The sequence below is a fragment of the Streptomyces thermoalcalitolerans genome (assembly GCF_039525155.1).
Taxonomy (GTDB): Bacteria; Actinomycetota; Actinomycetes; order Streptomycetales; family Streptomycetaceae; genus Streptomyces; species Streptomyces thermovulgaris.
In genome coordinates, this window is the sequence record NZ_BAAAHG010000064.1 from 1 (window position 1) to 14,519 (window position 14,519).

General features: G+C 71.4%; 15 protein-coding genes. 8 read left to right on the forward strand and 7 right to left on the reverse strand.

Annotated elements, in window-relative coordinates; all coding sequences use genetic code 11:
* The 4 genes from ABD224_RS25715 to ABD224_RS25730 form a co-directional block, all read left to right on the forward strand.
* Positions 1 to 658: ATP-binding cassette domain-containing protein (locus tag ABD224_RS25715; protein ID WP_344053996.1), on the forward strand; the 658-nt coding region annotated here is incomplete at its 5' end.
* 118 nt (positions 659 to 776) lie between these two features.
* Positions 777 to 1,238 (forward strand): DUF6325 family protein, encoded by a 462-nt coding sequence (locus tag ABD224_RS25720; protein ID WP_344053998.1) that lies wholly within the window; start codon positions 777 to 779, stop codon positions 1,236 to 1,238.
* Between the two features lie 24 nt (positions 1,239 to 1,262).
* On the forward strand, positions 1,263 to 1,550 hold the full coding sequence (locus ABD224_RS25725; protein ID WP_344054000.1) for an SHOCT domain-containing protein: 288 nt from the start codon (positions 1,263 to 1,265) through the stop codon (positions 1,548 to 1,550).
* A 195-nt stretch (positions 1,551 to 1,745) separates the two neighbouring features.
* Entirely contained in the window at positions 1,746 to 3,095 is a 1,350-nt protein-coding gene (locus ABD224_RS25730) for a hypothetical protein (RefSeq protein WP_344054003.1), read from the forward strand.
* A 210-nt stretch (positions 3,096 to 3,305) separates the two neighbouring features.
* Here ABD224_RS25730 and ABD224_RS25735 read toward each other — a convergent pair whose 3' ends face one another.
* Positions 3,306 to 3,683 (reverse strand): ArsR/SmtB family transcription factor, encoded by a 378-nt coding sequence (locus tag ABD224_RS25735; protein ID WP_344054005.1) that lies wholly within the window; start codon positions 3,681 to 3,683, stop codon positions 3,306 to 3,308.
* Positions 3,684 to 3,957: 274 nt separating this feature from the next.
* On the opposite strand from ABD224_RS25735, the gene ABD224_RS25740 reads away from it, so the two are divergent.
* Positions 3,958 to 4,416, forward strand: coding sequence for an ArsI/CadI family heavy metal resistance metalloenzyme (locus tag ABD224_RS25740; RefSeq protein WP_344054007.1), 459 nt, complete (start codon positions 3,958 to 3,960; stop codon positions 4,414 to 4,416).
* A gap of 261 nt (positions 4,417 to 4,677) precedes the next feature.
* Here the strand turns inward: ABD224_RS25740 and ABD224_RS25745 are convergent, their stop codons facing one another.
* Positions 4,678 to 5,052, reverse strand: a complete 375-nt coding sequence (locus ABD224_RS25745) for a VOC family protein (protein WP_344054009.1) — start codon at positions 5,050 to 5,052, stop codon at positions 4,678 to 4,680.
* Between the two features lie 397 nt (positions 5,053 to 5,449).
* A complete protein-coding gene (locus ABD224_RS25750; RefSeq protein WP_344054011.1) occupies positions 5,450 to 6,076 on the reverse strand; it encodes a hypothetical protein in 627 nt (208 codons plus the stop codon).
* Between the two features lie 396 nt (positions 6,077 to 6,472).
* Between ABD224_RS25750 and hemL the strand changes: the two genes are divergently transcribed.
* Entirely contained in the window at positions 6,473 to 7,789 is a 1,317-nt protein-coding gene (gene hemL, locus ABD224_RS25755) for a glutamate-1-semialdehyde 2,1-aminomutase (RefSeq protein ID WP_344054013.1), read from the forward strand.
* Between the two features lie 50 nt (positions 7,790 to 7,839).
* Entirely contained in the window at positions 7,840 to 8,565 is a 726-nt protein-coding gene (locus tag ABD224_RS25760) for a histidine phosphatase family protein (RefSeq protein WP_344054058.1), read from the forward strand.
* Positions 8,566 to 8,794: 229 nt separating this feature from the next.
* Here ABD224_RS25760 and ABD224_RS25765 read toward each other — a convergent pair whose 3' ends face one another.
* The 4 genes from ABD224_RS25765 to ABD224_RS25780 form a co-directional block, all read right to left on the reverse strand.
* The gene (locus ABD224_RS25765; protein ID WP_344054015.1) at positions 8,795 to 9,328 is read right to left on the reverse strand and encodes an ATP-binding protein; all 534 of its coding nucleotides are present in this window, start codon (positions 9,326 to 9,328) and stop codon (positions 8,795 to 8,797) included.
* 376 nt (positions 9,329 to 9,704) lie between these two features.
* A complete protein-coding gene (locus ABD224_RS25770) occupies positions 9,705 to 10,109 on the reverse strand; it encodes a DUF779 domain-containing protein (protein WP_344054017.1) in 405 nt (134 codons plus the stop codon).
* Positions 10,109 to 11,626 carry an aldehyde dehydrogenase gene (gene adh, locus ABD224_RS25775; protein WP_344054019.1) on the reverse strand — a complete coding sequence of 506 codons (1,518 nt, stop codon included), beginning with the start codon at positions 11,624 to 11,626 and terminating at the stop codon, positions 10,109 to 10,111. Before adh ends, ABD224_RS25770 begins: the two co-directional genes overlap by 1 nt.
* A gap of 151 nt (positions 11,627 to 11,777) precedes the next feature.
* On the reverse strand, positions 11,778 to 13,016 hold the full coding sequence (locus tag ABD224_RS25780; protein WP_344054021.1) for a GAF domain-containing protein: 1,239 nt from the start codon (positions 13,014 to 13,016) through the stop codon (positions 11,778 to 11,780).
* Positions 13,017 to 13,240: 224 nt separating this feature from the next.
* On the opposite strand from ABD224_RS25780, the gene ABD224_RS25785 reads away from it, so the two are divergent.
* Positions 13,241 to 14,515 (forward strand): iron-containing alcohol dehydrogenase, encoded by a 1,275-nt coding sequence (locus tag ABD224_RS25785; protein ID WP_344054023.1) that lies wholly within the window; start codon positions 13,241 to 13,243, stop codon positions 14,513 to 14,515.
* Positions 14,516 to 14,519: the final 4 nt, after the last annotated feature.

Sequence of the window (14,519 nt, forward strand, 5' to 3'; positions counted from 1 at the left end):
CGCGCAGCGAAGCAGGAACCCACCAAGAGCTACCCACCGCGTCGCCGCAGTGGGAGCAGATTGGAATCCCGGGCCTTTAGGCCCGGGAGGATGTCAACGCTGGCCCTTCACCGCCCGGATCAACGTCGCGATCGGCCGCCCCGACGCCCCGTACGACGACGACCTGCTGCACGCCGCCGCCGAGTACGCCGGCGCCGCCGGGACCGTCGCCTCCCTGCCCCGCGGCTGGGACACCCTGCTCGCCCGCGGCTACAAGGGCGGCCACCAGCTCTCCGGCGGCCAGTGGCAGCGCCTCGGCATCGCCCGCGCCCGTCACCGTGCCGCGCGGATCCTCGTCGTCGACGAACCCACCAGCGCCCTCGACGCCGAGGCCGAGCAGCAGGTCTTCGACCGGATCCGCGAGCTCGCCGCCGAGGGCCAGACGATCGTCCTGATCACCCACCGGCTGCACAGCGTCCGCCACGCCGACACGATCTACGTCCTCGAACACGGGCGCGTCGCCGAACAGGGCACGTTCGACGAGCTGATGCGGCCGGACACGGACGGCCCCGGCCTCTTCCGCCGCATGTACCTCGTCCAGTCCGAGCAGTACCGGCTCGACGGCCCCGCCGCCCTGTCCGCCCAGCAGGGCGGCGGGGCCGCGGAGCCACAGCCGTGACGGCCGTCGCGGGGCCGTCACAGGGTCTGTCACGGGGGCCGGGCGCTGCCGGAAGTGCGGGCCCAGGGGCCGAGTGCTGGAATGGCTGGAGGGGCCCGTCCGCCTCAGAGGAGCGGCCATGACCGAGGACCTTCAGGAAATGGGGCCCGTCGACTATCTGATCGTGGAATTCCCCGGCAACCGCATGACAGGCGAGGGCTTCCCCTTGCTGCTCGACCTGGTCGAGCGCGGCATCATCCGGGTCATCGATCTCGTCTTCGTCCGCAAGGACACCGACGGGTCGGTCGCGGCGCTGGAGCTGCGGGAGATCGGGGACGAGATCGATCTGACGATGTTCGAGGGAGCCTCCTCCGGGCTGCTGGACCAGAGCGACCTGGACGACGCCGGTACCGCACTGGAGCCCGGCAGCTCCGCGGCGGTCCTGGTGTACGAGAACACATGGGCCGCGCCCCTGGCCCGGGCGCTGAGGCGCGGCGGGGCCCAGATGGTGGCAAGCGGACGCATTCCCGTGCCCGCGCTGCTGGCGGCCCTGGACGCGACCGAGGCGACACCGCCGCCGAGCGGGCCCGTGGCCGCGTGAGGAAGCACAGGGAGATGAGTGAACATGCCGGGACTTCTGCGCGGTGTCGCCCGAACCGCGGTGATCGCGGGCACGGCCACCGCGGTGTCCAACCGCGTCTCGCGGCGGCAGGAGGGCCGATGGGCTCAGCAGGACGCTGAGCGGCAACGCGCGTACCAGCAGCAGGCCCCGCCTCCCTCGGAGGCACCGCAGCCGAACACCGACGACATGACCAGCAAGATCGACCAGCTGAGGCAACTCACCGACCTCAAGACCCAAGGGGCGCTGAGCGAGGAGGAGTTCGAGGCGCAGAAGCGCCGGATCCTCGCCTGAGAGAACACCTGGGGAGGTCCCCGGAACGGCCGTGCACGACAGGCGCGTCCGCCGGTTGCGGCGGACAGTGGTGCCAGGACACCGTCCCGTCGGCTCCCCATCCCAGAGCAGTCGGCTCCCCACCTCAGCAGCAGGAGGCCCGATGCCCCCTCGTCGGGACCGTGACGCGGCCGCGTCGTCGCGAGCAGGCCGGCCATGACGCACCAGGAGCGACCGGAAGGCCCCGGCGCGGACGGCGAGCGCGCGGAGCTGGAACAGCTGAGGGCCCGTGTCGCCGCGCTGGAGACCGGCAGGGCCGCACGGGCGGCGCACCACCGGTGGAGGTCCTTCTTCTCGGCCCTGCTCATCGTCGTCGGCTGCCTCCTCGCCCCGCTCGCCGCCACCGCCTCGTGGGCGGCGTCCGAGGTCGACGACACCGACCGGTACGTCGCGACGGTCGCGCCGCTCGCCTCCGACCCCGCCGTCCAGGCAGCCGCGGCGAACCGGGTCACCGACGCGGTCATGCAGCACATCGATCTGCGGAACCTGCTCGAGGACGTGGCCCCGGCGGACAGGCCGCGGCTGGAGAGCGCGCTCGGCAGACTGGCGGGCCCGTTGGAGAACGCCATCCGCGGCTTCGTCCGCGACAAGACGCAGGACGTCATCGCCTCCGACGAGTTCCAGCGCATCTGGGTCGACGCCAACCGCGGGATCCACAAGGCCGTCGACAAGGCGCTGACCGGTGGCGGCGGCGCGGTGAAGATCAACAACCAGTCCGTGACCATCGACCTGGCCCCTGTCGTGGACCGGGTCAAGCAGCGCCTGGTCGACGAGGGCTTGACGGTCGCCGGGCGGATCCCGCAGGTCCACACCGACTTCACCGTCCTGCGCTCCGACAACCTCGGGGAAGTGAAGACATACCTCCAGCTGCTGCGGATCGCGGGATTCTGGCTGCCGGTGGTGGCGGCGCTGTTCCTCGTCGTGGGCGTCCTGCTCTCCGTCCACCGCCGGCGCGTCCTCGTCGCCGCGGCGCTCGGCACCGCGGCCGCCATGCTGACCCTCGGCCTCGGCCTCACCGTCTTCCGCGAGATCTATCTGAACAACCTCCCGGACACCGTCTCCCAGCCGGCCGCGGGGGCCGTCTACGACGCCCTGGTCCGCTATCTGCGCACCGCCGTGCGCAGCGTCGTGGCGCTGGGCGTCGTCGTCGCACTGGCCGCCTGGCTGACCGGCCGGGGGCGGCGGGCGGCCTTCGTACGACAGGGGTGGCGGTCGGGCATCCACGCGGTGCGTGCCGCGGCGGACCAGGCGGGTTTCCGTACGGGCCCGGTCGGCCCCTTCGTCCACCGCAACCGGACCTGGATCATCTGGATCCTCGTCGCCGCGGCCGTCCTGACGTACCTCCTGTGGAGCCACCCCACCGGATGGGTGGTCCTCGTCATCGCCCTGGTGCTGTTGTTCGCCATGGCGGTGGTGGAGTTCCTCACCGGGCCGCCCGCGCCGCCCGCACCCCCTGCACCGACAGCACCCTCCGCGCCCTCCGCACCGAGCGCGTCCGGTTCGTGAGGGGAACAACGCACCAGCACGGGCGGAGCCGGCCGCTCGCGGGGGCGCGGCGTTCCACGAGGGTGACGTCACGTCGGCGGCCGGCGTGCTCGCGGACGCCGATGACGCGAAGGCCGCCCGTTCGTGAAGGGTGATGCCGGCGGTGTTCTCAGGAAGGCGCCGGACCAGGCACGGCGGCGTGTCCCCGTTTCCGTCGGCTCCGTCGGCCGGTCAGGCCGCGGCCGGGGTGAGGGTCAGCAGCCTGCCCATCGCGGCCAGCACCGACGGCTCGACCCGGTAGTACACCCAGGTGCCGCGCCGCTCCGAGGTCAGCAGCCCGGCCTCCTTGAGCTTCTTCAGATGGTGGGAGACGGTCGGCTGCGAGACGCCGACGTCGGAGATGTCGCACACGCATGCCTCGCCACCCTTGTGCGAGGCGACCGCGGAGAAGAGCCGCAGGCGTACCGGGTCGCCCAGGGCCTTGAACATCCGCGCGGCCGTCTCGGCCTCCTCCGCGGTGAACGGGCGCTCGGTGAGCGGCGGGCAGCACGGTGCCACGGCCTCGGACGCCGAGGCGTCGAGCAGCGGCGGCACTTTCGATTTCGGCATACGCCTATGTTGACACGCGTCGAATCAAGAGGGTGAGGGGTGAATGGCTCGGTCGCGGGCAGGGTCGGCCCCCTCACCTCTTTGATTAGATGAATGTCTATGTTGACGGTTGTCGAATCAGGTGTCATGCTTGCCGCACAAGACATCGGCAAATGTCGAAGCAAGGAGAAGCCCGGGAAAGCGCCCACCGCTGATCGGCCGCCCGTCGTCGGCAACGGCGCCCCGGCCTCCTCCGGCGGCTGCTGAATCCCGCACTCACGCAAGGAGGTCCGCCATGTCCCGCGTACAACTCGCCCTTCGCGTCCCCGACCTGGACGCGTCCGTCGCCTTCTACCGCAGGCTGTTCGGCACCGAGCCCGCCAAACTCCGCGACGGCTACGCCAACTTCGCCCTCACCGAGCCCCCGCTCAAGCTCGTTCTGATCGAAGGCGCGGAGGAGAAGGCCACCCGCCTGGACCACCTCGGCGTCGAAGTCGAGTCGACCGAGGCCGTCCAGGCCGCCACGGCCCGTCTGAGCGAGGCCGGCCTGGCCACTCTGGAGGAGAAGGACACGACCTGCTGCTACGCCCTCCAGGACAAGGTCTGGGTCCAGGGCCCCGGCCAGGAGCCCTGGGAGGTGTACGTCGTCAAGGCCGACGCCGACACGTTCACCGGGCAGCGGAGCAGCACCAGTGACACCGACCCGGCCGCCACCGGCACCGGGAAGTCCGCCACCGCGGGCGGCTGCTGCTGACCGGCCCACGCCCCACGCCCGCACCAGCGGGAGTGCGACCGGCACAGAAGACCGGTCGCGACCCCACTGGTGCTCCGCCGCGTGCGGCTGCTGTGAGAAGTCCTGCCGCTCGTACGGCTCGTACGGCGATGGGGAGGGCAGGGGGACGCCGGCTCGGGGCCTTTCGGGGAAAGCTGCGCAGGCCTGCGAAGGCTCCCCCGTGTTTCCCGCCGGTCGGCGCGGTTTCCCGGGCTCGGGTGCCCCGGGTGCGCCCCCGCCCGGTCACAGGTACGGGCGGGTGATGAGCTCGATCGCGTGGCCGGCGGGGTCCTTGAAGTACACCCCCCGGCCGCCGTGCTCGTTGTTGATCTCGCCCGGGCGGCGCATCTGCGGATCGGCCCAGTGCTCGATGCCGCGCTCGCACAGCCGCCGGTACGCCCGGTCGAACAGCTCGTCGTCGACCAGGAACGCGTAGTGCTGCATCTGGATCTCCACCGGCGGCTCGGCGAACTGGAGCAGCACGCCGTCGGAGAGCTGGACGTTGGTGAACAGGCCCCAGGACGGAGCCTCCGGAAGCTCCAGGAGCTCCCGGTGGAACCGGGCCGACTCGTTGCGGTCCTTGGCGGCGATGATGGTGTGGTTGAACGTGACTGCCATGCGGCTGACCTCGCTTGGTGCTCGACACGGAACTCGACACGGAAAAGGAACTCGCGGTGCACGAGCACGGGGAGGCCCACGTGCCGGACCCAGGGGGTGCGCTCTGCGCACCCGCTGCGCGGTCAGCTCTCCACCGGATGACCAATCCGTGTGTGGCGCAGCGCCGGTCCGGTGTTCACGCCGGAGACGTTACGTGGCTCTGGCGGCTGTGCCAAGGGGTACGGACAAGAGGCAGGGAAGAGAGCCCCTGCGTCAATGAGCAGGGAAGGAAGCCTCTTTCACGGGCGGAGGGCAGGCGACTTCACGGACGGAGGCCAGGCGACAGGAGACGGCCTTCGGAGACGACGGAGGGCGGGACCCGGAGGTCCCGCCCTCGTTCGTCGAGCGTGGTTGCGGCTCAGGGCCACACCAGGCAGTACGGCTGGTGCCCCGCCGCGTGCAGTCGCTGCGAGAAGTCCTGCCACTCGTGCAGCAGCTGGTACACGTTGAACGCGTCCCGGGGGCCGCCGCGGTCGGGGACCGTGGACCAGATGAAGGCGGCCGCGCCGACCGCCTCCTCGCCGATGTCGCGGAGGGGGTCGACGGCCGTCATCGGGAGCTTCACGACCGCGTAGTCGGGGTGCAGGACGACCAGTTCCAGGGGCGGCACCTTGTGCAGGGGCACCCCCTCGATGCCGGTCAGCACCATGGCGGCCACCGTCTCCGGCTTGATCTTGGTGAACATGCCGTTCATGCCGAGCTCGTCGCCGCCGAGTTCCTCGGGACGCATCGAGAGCGGGACGCGGGCCGCCGTCGCGCCGTCGGGCGCGCCGAAGTACTTGTACGTCACCCCCACCCGACCACCATTCCTGCTCCCTGCTCCCAGACGGTCGACACCTCGGCTGAGCCGTTCGGGCTCCCTCGGTAGATCCCTTGCCTGACGTGCTTCGGCCGTTTCGTCAACCTCGCGCCGGTGCCTTCCCCGCCGGGCACGTCGAGGACCCAGGCCGTCAGTCCCCTCGCCCAGTCCGCCACCGCGATGCATATCTCCACCCGACTGCTTTTCTAGGGCGCGTGTCCCCCGCCGCGCAACCCGATCATCGTGACAGTGACCTCCCCCACGGCCGCCCGCCGAAACGTGCGCCGGGCCATCTGTCCTCAGGAGCTCACGGTCTTCGACACGATCCTTCGCCTCGTCCGTATCGTCCGTACGGTTCATACGTACGCCAAGCCCAGTTTCGCAGATGAGCGGCCCGGAATCCTCGAATCCGCCGTTCGGGACGCCGCGACATCGCCGGGCGGGCCTCCCGGAACGGACCTCTCCGGCCTCCAGGTCGCCGATGCCGCTGGCCTACCCTGAACAGGTCACTGCCCACTGGTATTCCCACCGGATGCCGGAGTACTCCCGGAAAGCCCCGAGAAGTCGGAGAAGTCGCAGGTCATGAGCGAACTGCCATATCCGTATGAAGCCCCCGTCTCGCAGGCGCTGTTCGACCGTGCGGCGGCCGTCACGCCCGGTGGCGTGAACTCGCCGGTGCGTGCCTTCCGCGCCGTGGGCGGTACGCCCCGGTTCATGGTGTCCGGCAGCGGACCGTACCTGAAGGACGCCGATGGGCGGGAGTACGTCGACCTGGTGTGTTCCTGGGGACCGATGATCCTGGGGCACGCGCACCCCGAGGTGGTCGCCGCCGTGCAGGAGGCGGTGGCGCGCGGTACGTCCTTCGGTACGCCCGGTGAGGGCGAGGTCGCGCTCGCCGAGGAGATGACCAGCCGGGTCGGGCCGCTGGAGCAGGTGCGGCTCGTCTCCAGCGGGACCGAGGCCACCATGTCCGCGATCCGGCTGGCCCGCGGATTCACCCGGCGGTCCAAGGTGATCAAGTTCGCCGGGTGCTATCACGGGCACGTGGACTCGCTGCTCGCCGCCGCGGGGTCCGGTGTCGCCACCTTCGCCCTGCCCGACACCCCGGGCGTGACCGGCGCCCAGGCCGGCGACACGATCGTGCTGCCGTACAACGACCTCGACGCCGTGCGCGCCGCCTTCGCCGCCCACCCGGACGAGATCGCCTGCGTGATCACCGAGGCCTCGCCCGGCAACATGGGGGTCGTTCCCCCGCTGCCCGGGTTCAACCAGGGCCTCAAGGACCTCTGCGCCGCCCACGGCGCCCTCTACATCTCCGACGAGGTCATGACCGGGTTCCGGACCAGCCGCGCCGGGTGGTACGGCATCGACGGGGTCGTGCCCGACCTGATGACCTTCGGCAAGGTGATGGGCGGCGGCTTCCCCGCCGCCGCGTTCGGCGGGCGCGCCGACATCATGGCGCACCTCGCTCCGGCCGGGCCGGTCTACCAGGCCGGCACCCTGTCCGGGAACCCGGTCGCCACCGCCGCCGGACTCGCCCAGCTGCGGCTGCTCGACGAGGCCGCGTACGCCAAGCTGAACGACGTCTCGCAGCAGATCCAGGCACTGGTCTCCGAGGCGCTGACCAAGGAGGGCGTGGCGCACACCCTGCAGAGCGCCTCCAACATGTTCTCCGTCTTCTTCACGGACCGTCCGGTGCGCACCTACGACGACGCCAAGGCGCAGGAGTCGTACCGCTACACCGCGTTCTTCCACGCGATGCTGGCGAACGGCGTCTATCTGCCGCCCTCGTCCTTCGAGTCCTGGTTCGTCTCCACCGCGCACGACGAGACGGCACTTCAGCGGATCGCCGACGCCCTTCCGGCGGCGGCCCGGGCGGCCGCGGAGGCGACGGCATGAGCAACCCCGCCGAGAAGAACACCGAGCACACCGAGAAGGCCGCGGAGGCCATGAAGGCCGCGAAGGCCGAAAAGATCGAGAAGACCGAGAAGGACATCACCGGCAAGGACCTCACCGTCGTCCACGTCATGCGGCACGGCGAGGTGCACAACCCGGAGGGGATCCTGTACGGGCGGCTGCCCGGCTACCATCTGTCCGAACTCGGCCGGAGGATGGCCGAGCGGGTCGCCGAGCACCTCGCCTCCCGCGACATCACCCATGTCGCGGCCTCCCCGCTGGAGCGGGCGCAGGAGACGGCGGCGCCGATCGCCAAGGTGCACGGGCTCGACGTCGACACGGACGAGCGGCTGATCGAGGCGGCCAACATCTTCGAGGGCAAGACCTTCGGCGTGGGCGACGGCGCGCTGCGCCGGCCCGCCAACTGGAAGTACGTGGTCAACCCGTTCAGGCCGTCCTGGGGCGAGCCGTACATCGACCAGGTGGTGCGCATGATGGGCGCGCTGACCGCGGCGAGGGACAAGGCGCGCGGGCATGAGGCGGTGCTGGTCAGCCACCAGCTGCCGATCTGGATCCTGCGCTCCTACGTCGAGCGGCGCCGGCTGTGGCACGACCCGCGCAAGCGGCAGTGCACGCTCGCCTCGCTGACGACGTTCACCTTCCAGGGCGACCGGATCATCTCCGTCGGCTACACCGAGCCGGCCCGCGACCTGGTCCCCGCTCATCTCCTCCCGGGCGCCAAGCCGGTGAAGGGGAAGGGCAAGGCGTTCGGCGCGTAGGGCGCGGAGAACAGGAACAGGAGGACAACGGAGCGTGTCGGCCTCGCCGCAGCTCCCGTCGGGCTTACGGGCCGCGGTGGCTCCGGGGCGTCGGACGGCCCGGGCCGCACCGGCGGATCCCGGGCCGCGAGCACGCCTCGCCGTGCCGGAGCGTGTGAGGCCCGTACAGTCCGGCTCCGGTCCGGTGCGGCGGGGAAAGCCGCGCCGGGGAGAGCCGTGCCCTGTCCGGTCAGCGCGGAGGGCTGACGGGGAGGACCACGCCGACCCGGCGGCCGAGGGGGCTTTGACGCACACGGACCTCGCCGGCCAGGAGTCCGACGATGGCGAGCCCCCGGCCGTGCTCGTCGGGATCGTCGTACGGGCGCCGCGACGGGGCCGGGCCGCCGGAGTCCGTCACCGAGATCCGCAGGACCGCGGCGTCGAGGGACAGACGCAGGGTCATGTCGCGGTGGCCGTGCACGGCGGCGTTGGCGGCGAGTTCACCGATGACGAGTTCGGCGGACGCCAGGTCGGCGGGGCGGAGGCCCCAGCGGGCCAGGACCGCCGCGGCGCTGCGGCGCGCCACCGGAACCCAGCGGGCCTCGGCGGGCAGCGCCAGGACGGCATGGCGGCCGGAAGCGGACCGGGCGCCGGGCGGAGCGGCGGGCCGGGTCCGGTCACGGACGAGGCCCGGGCGAGGGCCGGCGGGTCCCCACTGACGCGGGGCGGCCCTGCCGGTCACGGCACTCGGCTGCACGGTGCCGTGGAGGACTGCGGTGCTCATGGTCGTTCCCGGGGCCGACGTGAGAGGAGCGCGGCGCTCGGCGGTCCTCTCGTGGGTCCGGGCCGTGAGGCCCGGCAAGTGACATGGCCACCGCCTCGCCGGTGCGAGGACCGGTGGAGCAGGGGACCGGAAGCGGTCCTGGACGGTGCTTCTTCGCGTTCTCTGTGGCTGTGTTCTCTGTGGCGCGTCCTCGTTGACGTTATGCGACGGCGTGACACTTCGTGACTGGGCAGTGGGGCGGACTGCCCCTCTCCGATCGGAGGGGGCGGCCCTGCCGTGCGCGGCAGGGCGGGACAGGACACGCGGATGTCCGGCCCCGCCCGTCACCACCGCCGCCCGCGCCCGGTGCGGTGGCCGGGCGACCCGGCGCGCCGGGTCATCCGGCCGTCTCGGCCCCCGTCGGCAGCGGCGGCTCCGCCTGTATGCGCTCCCACTCCTCGTCGGTGAACACCCGGGAGCGGATCAGGAAGCGCACGCCCTCGGGGGCCTCGAGGGAGAAGCCGCTGCCCCGGCCGGGAACCACGTCGACGGTGAGGTGGGTGTGCGACCAGTAGGCGTACTGGTCGGCGCTCATCCAGAACGGGGTGTCGCCGGCCAGGTGGCCGAGCAGCACGTCCGAGGCGCCGACGCGGAACTCGCCGCGCGGGTAGCACATGGGCGCGCTGCCGTCGCAGCAGCCGCCGGACTGGTGGAACATCACCGGTCCGTGCCGGGCCACCAGCCGCCGCACCAGGTCCTCGGCGGCCGGTGTCAGCTCGACGCGCCTGGTGCGGGTGCCCATCAGAAGAACCCGAGCTTCTGCTCGGAGTAGCTGACCAGGAGGTTCTTGGTCTGCTGGTAGTGCTCGAGCATCATCTTGTGGGTCTCGCGGCCGATGCCGGAGCGCTTGTAGCCGCCGAAGGCCGCGTGGGCCGGGTAGGCGTGGTAGCAGTTGGTCCACACGCGTCCGGCCTTGATCTCGCGGCCGAGACGGTAGGCGAGGTTGCCGTTGCGGGACCACACGCCGGCTCCGAGGCCGTAGAGGGTGTCGTTGGCGATCTTCACGGCCTCCTCGGGGGAGTCGAAGGTGGTGACCGAGACGACCGGGCCGAAGATCTCCTCCTGGAAGATCCGCATGTCGTTGGTGCCCTTGAAGACGGTCGGCTCGATGTAGTAGCCGCCCTCCAGACCGGGGACCGTGCGGGGACCGCCGCCGGTGAGGAGCTCGGCGCCCTCCTGCTTGCCGATGTCGATGTAGGACAGGATCTTCTCGAACTGGTCGTTGCTGGCCTGAGCGCCGATCATGGTCTCCGGGTCGAGCGGGCTGCCGCCCTTGATGGCCTTGGTGCGCTCCAGGGCCCGGGCCATGAACTCGTCGTAGATCGAGGAGGCGATCAGGGCCCGGGACGGGCAGGTGCACACCTCGCCCTGGTTCACCGCGAACATCACGAAGCCCTCGACCGCCTTGTCCAGGTAGTCGTCGTCGGCGGCCATGACGTCGTCCAGGAAGATGTTCGGGCTCTTGCCGCCCAGCTCCAGGGTGACCGGGATGATGTTCTCGGACGCGTACTGCATGATCAGGCGGCCCGTGGTGGTCTCACCGGTGAAGGCGATCTTGGCGATGCGCGGGCTGGAGGCGAGCGGCTTGCCGGCCTCGACGCCGAAGCCGTTGACCACGTTGACCACACCCGCCGGGAGCAGGTCGGCGATCAGCTCGATGACCTTCAGCAGGCTGACCGGGGTCTGCTCGGCCGGCTTGATGACCACGCAGTTGCCCGCCGCCAGGGCCGGGGCGAGCTTCCAGGCGGCCATGAGGATGGGGAAGTTCCACGGGATGATCTGGCCGACCACGCCCAGCGGCTCGTGGAAGTGGTAGGCGACGGTGTTCTCGTCGATCTCGCCGACGGTGCCCTCCTGGGCGCGCACCACGCCGGCGAAGTAGCGGAAGTGGTCGACGGCGAGCGGGATGTCGACGTTGAGGGTCTCGCGGACGGGCTTGCCGTTCTCCCAGGTCTCGGCCACGGCGAGCATCTCGAGGTTCTCCTCGACCCGGTCCGCGATCCGGTTGAGGACGGCGGCCCGCTCGGCGACGGAGGTGCGGCCCCACTTGTCGGCCGCGGCGTGGGCGGCGTCCAGGGCCAGCTCGATGTCGGCCGCGGTCGAGCGGGCGACCTCGCAGAAGACCTTTCCGTTCACCGGTGAGGGGTTCTCGAAGTACCGGCCCTCCACGGGGGCGACCCAGTCGCCGCCGATGAAGTTGTCGTATCGCGGGGCGAAGCTGACGATGCTGCCGTCCGTTCCCGGCTGCGCGTACACCATGACGGCTCTCCTCGAAGGCGATGGCGATGGTGAGTGCTGTGGTTACGACGGCCCGCGCCGTCGTGGTGTGCCTCACTGTGGGCCCGCGAGGTTGGCGCAAGGTTGGCGCCGCCCGTGCGCCGGTGGGAGGCCAAGTCGCGCAGGATGGCGGTCAGTCGCGCAGGGCGGCGGTCAGCCGGCCGGCCGCGATCGCGCGGCGTGCGTCGCCCGGACCGAGCAGGCGCAGCGCGTGCTCGTGCACCTCCGCGTCGTACGGCGCCCGCTCGCCGTAGCGCAGGGCGTGCTCCGGGCGGGTGCTCGTGAGGACCGCCTCCCGGACGGCCACTTCCAGGCGGATGCGCCACTCCCCGATGCCCGGCGCCTCGGACCGGGGCAGCAGCGGACCGCGGTAGAGGCCCAGGGCGGTCTCCGTGTCACCGCGCTCCAGCGCGCGCAGCACGTCGACGGCGTCGCAGGACACGGGTGTGGTGAGCGCGTAGCGGCGGGGGGCGACGCCGCCGCCGAGGGCGCGGCGCAGGTGGGAGATCTCCGCCTTGAAGGTGGAGGCGGTGACGGGCCGGTCCCCGTACAGGGCCTCGCGCAGCCTCTCCGGTGAGAAGCCGTCAGGTTCCAGCGCGAGAAGGGTCAGGATCTCCAGCTGACGGGGGCGCAGGGTGAGGGGCACGCCCTCGCACACGGCCCTCTCCTCGCCCAGGCAGGTCACCCGCACCCGGGGTGCGTTCTTCTGGAGGTGGCGGGGCGGTTCGGCGCGGAGCCTGGCCTCGATGGCGGACACCAGACCGCGCACGGTGGACATGGCCAGGGGGTTCGAACGGTCCCAGGTGGTGGACAGGTCCAGGACGCCGAGGACGCGTCCGTCGAAGCCGCGGATCGGGGCGCAGTAGCAGACCCAGCCGTGCAGCGCGGTCACCAGGTGTTCGGCCGAGAAGACGGTGCTGGGGCGTCCGGTGCGCAGCGCGAGGGACAGGGCGTTGGTGCCCATGGCCTGCTCGTCCCACCGTCCGCCGGGCGCGAAGTTGACCCGCTCGGCCCGCTTCCGCATGGTCCGGCCGCCGCAGGTCCACAGGATGGTCCCGGACTCGTCGGTGACCGCGGTGACGAATCCCGCGTCGTCGGCGATGCTGCGCAGCTCGTCGGCGAGGTCCTCGACCGGCCGGCGCAGCGGCGAGCCGGCCCAGCGGTGGTGCACCGCGCCCCCCTCGGTGACCGGGGCGCTGTCCCGGGTGGGGTCCACGCTGACCAGCGAGCGCACCCAGGACTCGGCCACCTCGTGGCGCAGCGCTCCGCCGGCGTGCGGCACCGAACCCGCGGCCTTCAGCCGGGGCACCACACGAGACCACTCGTCCTCCAGCGTGGCCCTGCGGCGCCGGAGATCACTGCGCTGTGACATGTGTGCTTCCCCTGATGCGGAACGGGGACAATCGGTTATTGTCGTCAGGACTACACAACGTGCACCTGCCCGGTCGGGCAGGTCTCCCCGTCCGAATGGACAGGTGCCGCGTCCAGGCTCGCCCGCCTAGCTTGGTCCGCGGTTGGGCGACAGTGTTATCGGTGGATAACGCAGAAAATCAAGGTTTCGCACGCGTTGCGAGCTTCACTGTCTCTGGAGGTCGCATGTCGCTTACGTCCGGCGTCATGATGACCAGCGGTAATGAATCGAGTGTCGACTGGAGCCGCGACGCGTACCAGTGCGAGCTGCTGGGGCCGCAGAAGACCGGGACCGACGCCGTCCGCCGGTCCGCGCGGCTGGCCAAGTTCCATGTGCCCGAGGTCGTCTTCGGGCCCGGTTCGCTGGCCGAGATCGGCCACTGTGCGCTGCGGCTGGGCGGTCGCCGGCCGTTCCTCGTCACCGACCCGGGGCTGATCGAGGCGGGGTGGGTGGACGAGGCGGTCGGCCATCTGCGCAGGGTCGGGCTGCGGCCCGTCGTGTGGCACGACGTGACGCCCAACCCCAAGGACCACGAGGTCGAGGCAGGTTTCCAGCAGTACGCGGCCAGCGGTTGCGACGTGATCGTGGGGCTGGGCGGCGGCTCCGTCATCGACGCGGCCAAGGGCGTGGCGATCCTGTCGAGCAACGGCGGGCGCATCCTCGACTACGGGGGCGTGGACCAGGTCGGCCTGCCGATCCCGCCCACCGTGATGGTGCCCTCCACGTCGGGCACCGGGGCGGACGTGTCGCAGTTCGCCGTCATCACCGACACCACCGAACACATCAAGGTCACCATCGTGAGCCGCACGCTGGTGCCGGAGATCTCGGTGATCGACCCGCGCCTGCTGACCACCATGCCGGACTGGCTCAACGCGGCGACCGGTCTGGACGCCCTGACGCACGCCATCGAGGCGTTCGTGTCCCGGGCGCACAGCCCGCTCACCGACAGCCACGCGCTCCACGCGGTCGAGCTGATCACCGGCAACCTGGTGCGCACTCAGGTGCAGCCGAAGAACTTCACCGCCCGGCTCGCCATGGCCCAGGCCTCCCTGGAGGCCGGCATGGCCTTCACCAACGCGATCCTCGGGGCGACGCACGCCATGAGCCACCAGGTCGGCGGCCTGCTCGACGCCCCGCACGGCGTCGTCAACGGCGTGCTCCTGCCGCATGTCATCCGGTTCAACGCCGAGGCGTGGCCGGAACGGTTCGTCGCGCTCGGCGCGGCCGCCGGCATCCCGACCGCCGGCGTGCCGCCCCAGGAGGTGGCCGCGCAGCTCGCGGAACTGGTCCGCGCGCTGGCGGACGACGTCGGCGTCCCGAAGGGCCTGGCCAGCCTCGGCGTCGCGGAGTCGGACGTGCCCATGCTGGCCCGCACCACGCTGAAGGACGCCTGCATGGCCACCAACCCCAGGGACGTCGACGTGCGGGACATCGAGACGCTGTTCCGCGCGGCACTGTGAGGCG